We start from the raw sequence: 12,338 nt of genomic DNA, 5'->3' as shown, positions 1-12,338 counted from the left end.
GCGGCCCGTGCCGTCCGTCTCCCCATCGCGGCCGCCGGAAGGCGGCATCCCGGCGACGAACGGGGCGCGCTGCGCCGCCGCTCCCGCTCCGGGCTGGACGGGGTGAGGGATCCGATCGCTCCGCCAAGGTCATCGCCTCACGCCGCCCGGCCCCCGGGAGGACGGATCCACGCTCTGCCGGCACGAGAGGCCGGACGCATCGATCGGAGAGGGCATGACCTCAGGAACGCAGTCGCACCCCCAGTCGCCATCCCAGTCGCGGGCCGAGAATGCCGGCAACGGCCACGCCGGCGCGGACGACGCCGTGCTGCCCTTCGCCGTCGAGGCGCTGGACGTGCGCGGGCGCGTCGTCCGGCTCGGTCCCGCCGTGGACACGATCCTGCGCCGCCACGGCTACCCGGACCCGGTGGCGCGCCTCCTCGGCGAGGCGGCGGCGCTGACGGTGCTGCTCGGCTCCTCGCTCAAGTTCGAGGGCCGGTTCCAGCTCCAGACCAAGACCGACGGTCCGGTCGCGATGATCGTGGTCGATTTCGAGGCCCCGGACCGGCTGCGCGCCACCGCGCGGTTCGAGCCGGAGCGGGTCGCCGCCCTCGGCGCCGGGCCGCTCAAGGATGCCGAGCTGATCGGCACCGGCCATCTCGCCATGACCATCGACCAGGGCACCGCCGCGAGCCGCTACCAGGGCGTCGTCGCCCTCGAGGGCCAGAGCCTGGAGGAGGCCGCGCACCAGTATTTCCGCCAGTCGGAGCAGATCCCCACGCAGGTGCGCCTCGCCGTGGCCGAGGCCGTGGAGGAGGGGGCCGGGCGCTGGCGGGCCGGCGGCCTGCTCGTGCAGTTCCTGCCCCAGTCGGTGGACCGGGCGCGCCTCGCCGACCTGCCCCCGGGCGACATCCCGGAGGGCCACGCGCATCTCTCGGGGGAGGCGCCGGAGGACGATGCCTGGGTCGAGGCCCGCTCGCTGGTCGCGACCATCGAGGACCACGAGCTGGTCGATCCGCACGTGTCCAGCGAGCGGCTGCTTTACCGGCTGTTCCACGAGCGCGGCGTGCGGGTGTTCGACCGTCAGCCGGTCCAGGAGACATGCCGCTGCTCGCGGGAGCGCGTGATGGGCATGATCCGCTCGTTCTCGCCGCAGGAACGGCACGACATGGTGGCGGATGACGGGCGCATCGTCATCACCTGCGAGTTCTGCTCCCGGCGCTACGACCTCGATCCCCAGGAGGTCGAGGCCGAGATCGCCGGACAGCCGAGCCAGTAGAGCGCAGGACAGCGGGCCTGCGGACCAGCATGCCCGCGTCTACGGCCAAGCTTTTCCGCGCGAAACGCACGAAGATCGGTATTCGTTGCGTAAATTTTTGAGCCCTCCAGGCTGAACCGTTTCGCGACCTTTGACGTTGCGTGGCAGATTCAACATTGGAGGGTACGCCATGCGGAAATTGTCGATCGGATTGGCCGCGCTGCTGATCAGCACCTCGGCCTATGCCCAGCAGGGTGGCGCCGATCGCGGCGCCGGGATGGGCGGTCGCGGCGGTCAGGGTGGCGCCGAGTCCGGCATGAAGGCCGGTGGCGGCGACCGCGGCGGCATGCAGGGCGGCGCGCAGGGTGGCATGCAGGGCGACATGAAGGGCGGTCGCCAGGCGGCGTCCGACCGCTCCGGCGCCGAGGCGGGTCGGTCCGCGCAGGGCCGCGAGGCCGGCGGCGAGGGCCGCTCGGGCCAGGATCGCATGGCCCAGGATCGCACGGCTCAGGACAGGGCCGGCGCCGAGCGGGGCGACCGCCGCGGCGATCGCGCCGACCGCGACGAGCGCGGGGATCGCGACGGCGCGCGTGCCGATCGCGGCGACCGCCGCGGTGACCGTCGCGCCGACCGCACCGACTTCCGCGGCCGGACGGACGTGAGCCGGACGGATGTCCGGTCCGAGCGGGTCGAGGGCGGCTTCCGCCGCGAGGGCCGCTACGTGTTCATCGGCGGCCGCCGGGTCGTGTACGGCTCGCCGGAGTATCGCCGCCTCGTCGTCACCGAGAACCGCGGCCCGCGCGCGCGCTACGTCGTGATCCGCGGCCAGCGGGTGCTCTACGGCTCGCCCGAGTACCGCCGCCTGGTCAGCGTCCGCGAGACCGGCCCGCGCGCGCGCTACGTCGTGATCCGGGGCCAGCGGGTGCTCTACGGCTCGCCCGAGTACCGCCGCCTCGTCTCGGTCCAGGAGGACCGCTACGTGACGATCCGCGGCCAGCGGGTGCGCTACGGGTCGGCCGAGTACCGGCGCCTCAGCGGCGGCGGCGCGGTCAGCGCGAGCTTCCGCTCCGAGCAGCGCGCCGGGGCGCGCTTCGACAATCGCGGCGAGCGGGACGGCATCCGCAACGCGTCGCGCAACGAGGGCCGCAACGACGGCCGGACGGACCGCAACGACCGCGGCCAGGATCGCGGGATGGACAAGGCGTCCCGTCAGGAGGGCAAGAACGACGGCGTGCGCAACAGCGACATGCGCGGCGGCCAGCAGGACGGCATCCGCAACGCGTCGGATCGCGGCGGCCAGCAGGGCGGCATGAAGTCCGGCGCCGAGGGCGGCCGGACCGGCGGCGCGGAGCGCGGCGGCATGAGCGGCAGCACGGGCGGCAACGGCGCCATGGGCGGCGCCCAGGGCGCCGGCCGGGCCGGCGGCCAGGCGGGCGGTGCCGGCCGCAACTGAAAAGCGTGAGCTTGGGGGGGGGAGCCGACCGGCTCCTCCCCCTCGTCGTCTCGGGTCGACGGCGCCCGCGGGCGGCGGACGGGACCCGGTTCAGGCCTTCAAGACGGGCTCCGCGATGTCGCCGCCGCCGCCGCGGGCCCTGAGATATTCGGGCTGGAACAGGCACATCCGCACGGCGTCGCGATACCGCCCGTTCACGAAGAACTCGTCCTTCAGCACGCCCTCCGGGTGGAAGCCGCAGCGCTCGTAGATCCGCACGGCCCGGGCGTTGTCCCGGTCGACGTGCAGGTAGAGCTTGTGGATGTTGAGCACGCTGAAGGCGTAATCCATGGCGATCCGGGTGGCCTGCCACGCGTAGCCGCGGCCCTGGAAGCTCGGGTGGATCGCGATCTGGAACTCGCAGCGCCGGTGCAGGTGGTTGATCTCGACGAGCTCGATCAGCCCGGCCGGCTCCCCGCTCGGGTCGGCCACGATGAAGCGCCGCTCGGTCTGATTGTGGATGTTGCGCTCGTAGAGCTGCTGCAGTTCGGCGAAGGACTCGTAGGCCTCCTCGAACCAGTAGCGCATGATGCTGTCGTTGTTGTTGAGCTGGTGGACGAAGCGCAGGTCCTCCCGCTCCAGCGGGCGCAGCTTGATGGTGATACCGGTCACCGCATTCATGACGCACCCACCTCGATCAGCTTGCGCAGGAAGTGCTCACCCTGGCCCAGGGCATCGAGGGTGATGAACTCGTCGGGCTGGTGCGCCTGGGCGATGTCGCCGGGGCCGCAGACCACCGTCGGGAGACCCGCCGCCTGGAAGCGCCCGGCCTCCGTGGCGTAGGGGACCGCGACGGTGCGGTTGCGTCCCGCGAGGCGCAGGCAGAGGCGCTCGGCCTCCGAGCCCGGCTCCGGAGCGAGGCCCGGAATGTCGACCTCCTCCAGCGTCTCGATCCGCCCGTACGCGCCGTAGCGGTTGAGGCGCTCGCGGGTGACCCGCTCGACCTCGGCCGCGAAGAGCCGCGGGATCTCGGCCGGGTCGAGATCGGGCAGGCCGCGATACTCCCAGAGGAAGCGGCACTCCTTGGCGAGGATGTTGCGCGCGGTGCCGCCCTGGATCGTCCCGACATGGACCGTGGTCGAGGCGGGATCGAACCGCCCGGACGGGTCGCCGCGCTCGATCATCAGGTCGGCGATCCGGTTGAGGCCGGCGACGAGGTCGCAGGCGGCCGACACGGCGTTCGCGCCGAGGGCCGGGCGGGCGGAATGGGCCTCGTGGCCGTGGACCGTGGTGAGGCAGGTGACGATGCTCTTGTGGGCGTCCGCCACCTCCATCCCGGTGGGCTCGCCGACGATCACCGCGGCCGGGCGGGGCAGGCCGTCGCCGAACCGCGCGATCCCGTCCATCGAGCCGAGGCAGGTCGTCTCCTCGTCGTAGGAGAGCAGGATGTGGATCGGCCGCTTCAGGCCGGCGGCGATCATGTCGGGCACCAGGGCTAGGGCCAGCGCGTCGAAGCCCTTCATGTCGACCGCGCCCCGTCCGTAGGCCCGGCCGTCGGCGACGCGCAGGGTGAACGGGTCGCTGGTCCAGGCCTGGCCCGTCACCGGCACCACGTCGGTATGGCCGGACAGGACGACGCCGCCGTCGACCATCGGGCCGACCGTCGCGAGGATGGCGGCCTTGTCGCCCGCCGCGTTCGGGAGACGCAGGTACGGGACGTCCCAGCCGTCGAGATAGGCGCTGACGGCGTCGATCAGGGCGAGGTTGGACTTGTCGCTCTCCGTATCGAAGGACACGAGGCGGGCGAGCATGTCGAGCGGGCTCAGCCGCTCGCCGGTCGCGGACATGGATTCCTCCGGGGCGAGGCCCCGGCCGGGACCTCAGTGCAGGCTGCGGCGGACGTGCGGGCTGTCGAGGGAGAAGGCGGGGATCTCGGCCTCGAAGCTCTCGCCGGCCACCGTCGCCATGGTGTAGCTGCCGGCCATCAACCCGTCGGGCGTGTTGAGCGGACAGCCGCTGGTGTAGCAGAAGGACTCGCCCGGCTCCAGCACCGGCTGCTTGCCGACCACCCCGGTGCCGCGCACCTCCTGGCAGGCGCCGTGGCCGTCGATGATCCGCCAGTGGCGCGAGCGCAGCTGGACCTGCTCGCTGCCGTTGTTCACGATCTCGACCGTGTAGGCGAAGAAGTAGCGGCTCTCGGTCGGCGAGGACTCCTCCTCGACGAAACGAGACTGAACCGTCACACTTATTCCCCGCGTCTCGGCCTTGTACATCGCCCTGTTTGGCCCTTCTTCGGACGGTACGACTCGCTGAAGCCGAATGGAACGCGCTTCCCGGCCGGTGGTAGTGGGCGGCGGAATCGTCGTCAATTGCGGCGGACTACCTCGCGCGACGCCGGCCCCCCGGCGGGGCGCGGCGCCGGCATGACGCGGCCTGCGGAAGCGGTTAAGCCCGCGTTAGCGGGTCCCGACGGACAACGCTGATCGGAGTGACGCGGACCGGCCGGGGCGCGCGAAGGAGTCAGGGGCGCGATGAACGCGGGCGCAGCCACGGGAGCCGCCGAGTCGAGCGCGGACGGCCGATCCGGCATTCTGCCGGCCCAGGCGATCGCCGCCCTGGCCCAGGCGGGCGGCATCCGGACCGCGAGCCCCTTCGCACCCGACCAGATCCAGCCCGCGAGCCTCGACCTGCGCCTCGGCGCCAAGGCCTACCGGGTTCGGACGAGCTTCCTGCCCGGCTCGGGACGGACGGTCCAGGCCTGCGTCGACCGGCTGTCGCTGCACGCCGTCGACCTGCGCCCGGGCGCCGTCCTGGAGACGGGCTGCGTCTACATCGCGGAGCTCCAGGAGAGCCTCGCCCTGCCGGCCGATCTCGCGGCGGCCGCGAACCCGAAGAGCTCGACCGGGCGCATCGACGTCTTCACCCGCGTGATCACCGACCGCGGCGAGGCCTTCGACCAGGTCGAGCCCGGCTACGACGGGCCGCTCTACGCGGAGATCTCGCCGCGCACCTTCCCGGTCCTCGTGCGCAGCGGCTCGCGGCTGTCGCAGATCCGCTTCCGCCGCGGGGCGCCGCGGCTGACCGAGGTCGAGCTCGGCCTGCTGCACGCCCGCTCGGCCCTGGTCGACGCCGGCAGCCCGTCCTTCCAGGGCGGCGTCGCGGTCTCGGTGGACCTCGCCGGCTTCGACGGCCTCGTGGGTTACCGGGCGAAGCGCCACACCGGCCTCGTCGACGTGGACGCCCCCGGCCGCCACCGGGCCGCGGATTTCTGGGAGCCCCTCGCCGCCGACGGGTCGGGCAGCCTGATCCTCGACCCCGGCCAGTTCTACATCCTGGCGTCGAAGGAGGCCGTGCAGGTCCCGCCGGACCACGCCGCCGAGATGGTGCCGTTCGATCCCCTGGTGGGCGAGTTCCGGGTCCACTACGCGGGCTTCTTCGACCCGGGCTTCGGCTATGCCGGGGCGGGCGGGGCGGGCGCGCGGGCCGTGCTGGAGGTCCGCTCCCGCGACGTGCCGTTCCTCCTGGAGGACGGGCAGATCGTCGGCCGCCTCGTCTACGAGCGGATGCTCGACCTGCCGGAGACGCTCTACGGGGCCGGGGCCGGCTCGAACTACCAGGCCCAGGGGCTCAAGCTCTCGAAGCATTTCGCCCTGTAGTCCGGCCCGGACCCGCAGACGGGAGCAGCGATCGCATGGACGCCGTCGACCGGAAGATCCTCGATCTCCTCCAGCAGGACGCGACGCTCCCGGTGGCCGAGCTCGCCGAGCAGGTCGGCATCAGCGCGGCGCCGTGCTGGCGGCGGGTGAAGAAGCTGGAGGCGTCCGGAGTGATCCGTCGCCGGGTCGCCCTGGTGGATCGCCGCAAGGTCAACGTCCCCACCACGGTGTTCGTGGCCGTGAAGGCGCCGCGCCACGCCGCAGACTGGTCGGACGCCTTCCGGCGGGTGGTCGCCGGCTTCCCGGAGATCGTCGAGGCGTGGCGCCTGACCGGCGAGATCGACTACCTGCTGCGGATCGTCGTGCCCGACATCGAGGCCTACGACGCGGTCTACCAGCGCCTCATCGCCAAGCTCGACTTCTCGAATCTGTCCTCCTCCATCGCCATGGAGGAGATGAAGTACACGACCGCCGTCCCGACGATCTACGTGGCGTGAGGCGACCGCGCTGCGGCGGGGCTCAGCCCGCCGCCACCGCGTAGGTCCGGTGGATCGACGAGTCCTGCGCCCGGTGGTCGTAGCCGTAGACGTGGATCGAGACGGCCGCTTCCGGCCCGTCATTGGCGATCCGGTGCAGGTTCGGCCCCGTGGGCATCATGCAGGCGACGAAGCCGGGCTCGCGGACGGCGTCCATGGTCGCCACGGCGTGGGTCTCGCTGATCGGGCGGTACCACGTCTCCCGGAGGCTGCCGCGCAACAGGCCGAAGCAGCACGAGCAGTGGTGGTCGTGGACCGGCGTCACCGTGCCGGGCGCCCAGACCATCGCCCAGACGCTGATCGCCTCGGTGCCGAACAGGAGGTTCCGGCTCAGGCCGGGCCCCTGGCCGACCAGCCGCGACGGGTCGAGCAGGTCCGGCTGCGCCAGGATGCGGACCAGGGTGGACCGGGCCGAGGCCAGGTAGGCCTCCGGCGACCGGCCCGCGGAGCGGGCGAGGTTCGCCAGCATCGCCTCGACGTCGTTCGGGGTCGCGGTCTGCGGCATCGGCCAGTCTCCTTCGGTGCCCTTCACGAGGCTGCGCGAAGAGTACCCAAGGTCCTGCGTGGGCGGGTTGCGTTCTCGCACCCGATATCGCCCGGTGCGGCAAAGTCATTGCGCGAAAGCGCGGCCGCGAGAAACCGCGTTGCGCGAGGGCGGAGAACCCCGCGAGCCCGACGCCGGCGCGTCCACCCGGACGACGCGGCGGGACCCGCGCGGAGGGTCCCGCCGCGGGACGCGGGAGCGGCAGCCGGCCTCAGCCGGCCGCGGCCTCGTCCAGCAACCACGCCACGGCGCCGGTGCTGGTCACGCGGCCGGCGGGCAGCGCCTCGCCCGCGGCGAGCCGGGCCAGCGGGGTCCGCTTGCCGGCACCGGTGACGAGGAACAGCACGTGCCGGGAAGACGCGAGCGCCGGCAACGTCAGGCTGATCCGGGGGACGAACGGCTCCAGGCCGGCCTCCGGCACGGCGACGACGAGCCGCCGGGTCTCGTCGACGGCGGGCTTGCCGGGAAACAGCGAGGCGGTGTGGCCGTCCTCGCCCAGGCCGAGCAGCACGAGATCGAACAGCGGGCGGGCCGGATCGAGGCTGTCGGCGCCGTAGAAGTCGAGGAGCGTCCGCTCGTAGGCGCGGGCGCCCGCCTCGGGGCCCGCGTCCGAGGGGATGAAGTGGAGATGCGTCGGCGGGATCCGGGATCCGCGGCCGAACGCTTCCCGGACCATCCGGACATTGCTGCGCGGGTCGTCCCACGGCACCGCGCGGTCGTCCCCGAAGAACCAGTGGATCCGCTCCCACGGCACCCGGGCCGCGTAATCCGGCCCGGCGAGCAGGCCGTACAGCACCTTGGGGGTCGAGCCGCCCGAGAGGCAGAGCGCGATCCGCTCGGACCGAGTCTCGCCGCAGGCCACGATGATCCGCTCGGCCGCCTCGCGGGCGACCGCCTCCGGATCCTTCAGGACGTGCGTTCCGACGGGAAGGCTCATGGGTTCGGGCCCTGCGGCTTCGGGGGTCGGACGGGGCGGTCCGCGGGCGTCCCGCTCAGCCCTTCGGCTCCTGGTGACCGCCGAAGCCCTTGCGCATCGCCGAGAGCAGCTTGTCGGCGTAGCTCGCGTGCTCGCGGGAGCGGAAGCGGCGGTAGAGGGCGGCCGAGAGCACCGTCGCGGGGACGCCCTCCTCGACGGCGGCGTTGATGGTCCAGCGGCCCTCGCCCGAATCCTCGACGTAGCCGGAGAAGTCGGTGAGCTGCTCGTCGCCCGCGAGCGCCTGGGCGGTCAGGTCGAGGAGCCAGGACGAGACGACGCTGCCGCGGCGCCAGACCTCGGCGATGTCGCCCATGTTGAGATCGAAGCGGCGCTCGGCCGGCAGGTCCGCGGAATTCGCATGGCGGAGGATGTCGAAACCCTCCGCGTAGGCCTGCATCAGGCCGTACTCGATGCCGTTATGGACCATCTTCACGAAGTGGCCGGCGCCGGTCGGACCCGCGTGGATGTAGCCCTGCTCGGCGCGGGGGTCGCGCCCCTCGCGGTTCGGCGTCTTCGGGATGTCACCGACGCCGGGCGCCAGGGTCTTGAAGATCGGGTCGAGGCGGTCGACGGCTTCCTTGTCCCCGCCGATCATCATGCAGTAGCCGCGCTCCAGGCCCCAGACGCCGCCCGAGGTGCCGACATCCACGTAGTGCAGGCCCTTCTCCCTCAGGGCGACCCCGCGGCGGACATCGTCGCCGTAGAACGAGTTGCCGCCGTCGATGATGCAGTCGTCCGCCTGCATCAGCCCCGAGAGCGCCTGGACGGTCTGCTCGGTGATCGCCCCGGCCGGCAGCATCACCCAGGCCGCGCGCGGCACCTCCAGCTTCGAGACCAGGTTCTCCAGGCTCGACGCGCCGACCGCGCCGGCCTCGACCAGGGCGGCGACGGCCGCCGGGTTCTGGTCGAACACCACGGCCGTGTGCCCGTCGCGCAGGAGGCGCCGGACGATGTTGCCGCCCATCCGGCCGAGGCCGATCATGCCGAGTTGCATTGCCGATCTCCTCAGAGTCTCCCCTCCCTGAAACCGGGGAGGGGGAAAGGTGCGCCTACGCCACCGCGGCCTTGAGGGCGGCCGCGACGCGCTTCAGCCCGGCCTCGAGGTCGCCCTTGATGTGGACCCGCAGCGCCCGCCGGCCGCGCTCGGCCAGCACGGCGAAATCGCCCCGTGCCTGCGCGGCCACCACCGTGGCGAAGCCGAGGGACCGGCCCGGGATCGGGAGATCCTGCGACGGATCCGCGGTGATCTGCAGGAACACGCCGGTATCCGGGCCGCCCTTGTAGGCCTGGCCGGTGGAGTGCAGGAACCGCGGCCCGAACTCGAGGCAGGTCGCCACCTTGCGGGCGTCGCGCACGGCGATCCGCGCCTCCTGGAGGATGCCGGCGGCCTCGGCATCGCGCGGCACGTAGGCGAGCAGGCCGAGGTAATCGCCGTCCTTGAGCCGCGCGACCTGCGCCCTGAGCGCGGCCTCCAGGCCGTCGGTCGCCTGCGGCAGACCCTCGGCATTGCGCGGATCGGCGTAGAGCGCGATCGCGTCGTCGGAGAAGAGCGGCGTCTCGGCGGGGAGGGCGCCCTTCGCCTCGGCCTCGGCGAACAGCTTCTTGGTCTCGACCTTGCTGGCCTCGACGTCGGGCTGGTCGAACGGGTTGATCCCGATCACCGCGCCGGCCACCGCGGTCGCCATCTCCAGGCGGTAGAATTCCTGCGGCAGCTGCTCGATCGAGTCGAGGGTGATGCGGGCGATCGGGTGGCCGTCCCGCTCCAGGGCGCGCAGGGCCTCGTCCTGCGAGGCCTCGGCGTTGCCGTCGAGGCGGAGGTAGACGAAGAACCGGTCGTGGCCGTAGACCGCCGGAACGCCGACCGGCTCGCCGTCCACCGGCACGAGGCCCTTGCCCTGCTTGCCGGTCGATTCCGCGATCAGCTGCTCGGCCCAGGCGCCGAAGCTCGCGATCGCCGGGGAGGCGACGATCGTCACCTTGTCGCGGCCGGCGAGCGCCGCAGCGCCGATGGCCGTGCCCAGCAGGACGCCCGGATTCACGGCCGGCGGCACGGCCGGGCCGCAGGAGCGGACCATGATGCGGGCGGTCTCGAGGAGCGCCTTCACGTCGAGGCCCATGGCGGCGGCCGGCACGAGGCCGAAGGCCGAGAGCACCGAGTAGCGCCCGCCGATCTGCTTCACGCCGTAGAAGATCTTCTTGAACTTATCGCTCTGCGCGGCGCGCTCCATGTCGGAGCCGGGATCGGTCACGGCCACGAAATGGTCGCCGGCCCGGTCGCCGAGCACGTCCTTGGCGCGGGCCAGGAAGTAGTCGCGGAAGACGTTCGGCTCCAGCGTCGAGCCGGACTTGGAGGCGACGATGAACAGGGTCTTGCCCAGGTCGATGCTCGCCTCGAGGGCGCGCACCTGATCCGGGTGGGTCGAGTCGAGGATCTGGAGCTTGGGGAAGCCCTCGCGCTGGCCGTAGGTCAGGCTCAGGACCTCCGGGCCGAGGCTCGACCCGCCCATGCCGAGCACGACGGCGTCGGTGAAGCCCTGCGCCTTCACCCAGTCGGAGAAGGCGGCGTAGTCGGCGGCCTTCTCCAGCTCCTCCTCGACGATGTGCAGCCAGCCGAGCCAGTTCGCCTCGTCGTGGCCGGACCAGACCGAGGCGTCGCCCGCCCAGAGCCGGCGGATCGACCCGCTGGCGCGCCAGGACTCGACGGCCTTCTTCGCCTCGGCCGCCAGGGTGTCGTCCATGGCGAGGCTCTGGCCGTCGAGCCGGTGCCCCAGCAGCGCGGCGCGCTTGCCGGCGACGGCGCCCAGCAGGTTGTCGGCGGCGTCGATGAAGAGCTGCACGCCCTCGCGAACCAGCTGCTCGGCGATCGTCTCGATGTCGATGCCGGTCCGCGCGAGCTTGGCCATCACGGCCTCGGCGCCCGGCACGTCCTCCTCGATCGTCGCCCGCACCACGCCGTGGTCGCGGAACGCGTCCATGGTGGCGGGCGGCATGGTGTTGACGGTGTTCGGGCCGATCAGCTCCTCGACGTAGAGGACGTCGGAATAGGCCTTGTTCTTCACACCCGTGGAGGCCCAGAGCAGCCGCTGCGCCTTGGCGCCCTTCTCGGCGAGCGCCGTCCACTTGGATTCGGCGAAGATGCGCTTGTAGCGCTGGTAGGCGAGCTTGGCGTTGGCGATCGCGACCTTGCCCTTGAGCTGCTCCAGGGCGATCTTCTCGTCGGGGTCGTTGGCCTCCGCGATCTTCTCGTCCAGCAGCTTGTCGACCAGCACGTCGATGCGGCTGATGAAGAAGCTCGCCACGCTGGCGATGCGCGAGACGTCGTGGCCGGCCTTCGCGCGCTCGTCCAGCCCGTCGATGAACGCGCGCGCCACGGCCTCGTAGGCCTCCTGCGAGAACAGCAGGGTGACGTTGATCGAGATGCCCTCGCTGGTCAGCTGCCGGATCGCCGGGATGCCCTGCGGTGTCGCCGGGACTTTGACCATCAGGTTGTCGCGGGACACCGCCTTGTGCAGGCGCCGCGCCTCGGCCAACGTCTCCTCGGTGTCGAGGGCGAGGTAGGGCGAGACCTCCAGGCTGACGTAGCCGTCCGCGCCGTCGCTCGCCTCGTAGACCGGGCGGAGCACGTCGGCGGCCGCCTGGATGTCGGCGATGGCGAGCCCCTCGTAGAGGTCGATGACGCGGCTGTCGCCGGTCGCCTGCACCGCCTTGAGGCTGTCGTCGTACTCGTCCGAGTGGCCGATCGCCTTCTCGAAGATCGACGGGTTGGAGGTGACGCCCCGCAGGCCGTCGCGCTCCACGAGCTGCTTCAGCTCGCCCTTCGCGATGAAGCCGCGGGCCACGAAGTCGAGCCAGACCGCCTGATCCTGTTCGTCGTGCAGGGCCTTGAGCGCGTTCATGTCGATTCCTCGTCTCGCGTACCGCGTACTCGCGCCCGAACGCGCTCTCCCGCCCCGACTG

General features: G+C 72.2%; 11 protein-coding genes. 4 read left to right on the top strand and 7 right to left on the bottom strand.

Annotated features, from left to right (window positions below; all coding sequences use genetic code 11):
* The first annotated feature begins 214 nt into the window (after positions 1-214).
* Together J3A75_RS17075 and J3A75_RS17070 are read left to right on the top strand one after the other, a co-directional pair.
* Positions 215-1,258 carry an Hsp33 family molecular chaperone gene (locus tag J3A75_RS17075; RefSeq protein WP_012319284.1) on the top strand — a complete coding sequence of 348 codons (1,044 nt, stop codon included), beginning with the start codon at positions 215-217 and terminating at the stop codon, positions 1,256-1,258.
* Between the two features lie 169 nt (positions 1,259-1,427).
* Positions 1,428-2,690, top strand: coding sequence for a hypothetical protein (locus J3A75_RS17070; RefSeq protein WP_024830041.1), 1,263 nt, complete (start codon positions 1,428-1,430; stop codon positions 2,688-2,690).
* Positions 2,691-2,780: 90 nt separating this feature from the next.
* On the opposite strand, the gene speG is transcribed toward J3A75_RS17070, so the two are convergent.
* From speG to apaG, 3 genes are read right to left on the bottom strand one after another with little or no spacing between them, the layout of a single operon-like run.
* Positions 2,781-3,332 carry a spermidine N1-acetyltransferase gene (speG, locus tag J3A75_RS17065; protein ID WP_024830042.1) on the bottom strand — a complete coding sequence of 184 codons (552 nt, stop codon included), beginning with the start codon at positions 3,330-3,332 and terminating at the stop codon, positions 2,781-2,783.
* Between the two features lie 14 nt (positions 3,333-3,346).
* Positions 3,347-4,516: an acetylornithine deacetylase gene (gene argE / locus J3A75_RS17060; RefSeq protein WP_012319281.1), complete on the bottom strand. Its 1,170-nt coding sequence runs from the start codon at positions 4,514-4,516 to the stop codon at positions 3,347-3,349.
* Between the two features lie 33 nt (positions 4,517-4,549).
* Complete coding sequence (gene apaG / locus J3A75_RS17055) at positions 4,550-4,942, bottom strand: Co2+/Mg2+ efflux protein ApaG (RefSeq protein ID WP_012319280.1); 393 nt, start codon at positions 4,940-4,942, stop codon at positions 4,550-4,552.
* Positions 4,943-5,200: 258 nt separating this feature from the next.
* Between apaG and J3A75_RS17050 the strand changes: the two genes are divergently transcribed.
* Together J3A75_RS17050 and J3A75_RS17045 are read left to right on the top strand one after the other, a co-directional pair.
* The gene (locus tag J3A75_RS17050; RefSeq protein ID WP_012319279.1) at positions 5,201-6,325 is read left to right on the top strand and encodes a 2'-deoxycytidine 5'-triphosphate deaminase; all 1,125 of its coding nucleotides are present in this window, start codon (positions 5,201-5,203) and stop codon (positions 6,323-6,325) included.
* A 35-nt stretch (positions 6,326-6,360) separates the two neighbouring features.
* Positions 6,361-6,822: an Lrp/AsnC family transcriptional regulator gene (locus tag J3A75_RS17045; RefSeq protein WP_012319278.1), complete on the top strand. Its 462-nt coding sequence runs from the start codon at positions 6,361-6,363 to the stop codon at positions 6,820-6,822.
* 22 nt (positions 6,823-6,844) lie between these two features.
* On the opposite strand, the gene J3A75_RS17040 is transcribed toward J3A75_RS17045, so the two are convergent.
* From J3A75_RS17040 to J3A75_RS17025, 4 genes are all read right to left on the bottom strand, one after another.
* Positions 6,845-7,366: a cysteine dioxygenase gene (locus J3A75_RS17040; protein WP_012319277.1), complete on the bottom strand. Its 522-nt coding sequence runs from the start codon at positions 7,364-7,366 to the stop codon at positions 6,845-6,847.
* 250 nt (positions 7,367-7,616) lie between these two features.
* Positions 7,617-8,342: a 6-phosphogluconolactonase gene (pgl, locus tag J3A75_RS17035; protein WP_012319276.1), complete on the bottom strand. Its 726-nt coding sequence runs from the start codon at positions 8,340-8,342 to the stop codon at positions 7,617-7,619.
* Positions 8,343-8,397: 55 nt separating this feature from the next.
* The gene (gnd, locus tag J3A75_RS17030; protein ID WP_070999501.1) at positions 8,398-9,375 is read right to left on the bottom strand and encodes a phosphogluconate dehydrogenase (NAD(+)-dependent, decarboxylating); all 978 of its coding nucleotides are present in this window, start codon (positions 9,373-9,375) and stop codon (positions 8,398-8,400) included.
* A gap of 55 nt (positions 9,376-9,430) precedes the next feature.
* On the bottom strand, positions 9,431-12,277 hold the full coding sequence (locus J3A75_RS17025; protein WP_070999500.1) for a bifunctional transaldolase/phosoglucose isomerase: 2,847 nt from the start codon (positions 12,275-12,277) through the stop codon (positions 9,431-9,433).
* Between the last annotated feature and the right edge of the window lie 61 nt (positions 12,278-12,338).

The organism is Methylobacterium sp. PvP105, from assembly GCF_017876975.1.
Taxonomy (GTDB): Bacteria; Pseudomonadota; Alphaproteobacteria; order Rhizobiales; family Beijerinckiaceae; genus Methylobacterium; species Methylobacterium radiotolerans.
The sequence above is the reverse complement of the archived record's forward strand: the minus strand, read 5'-3'. Positions and strand labels throughout refer to the sequence as shown.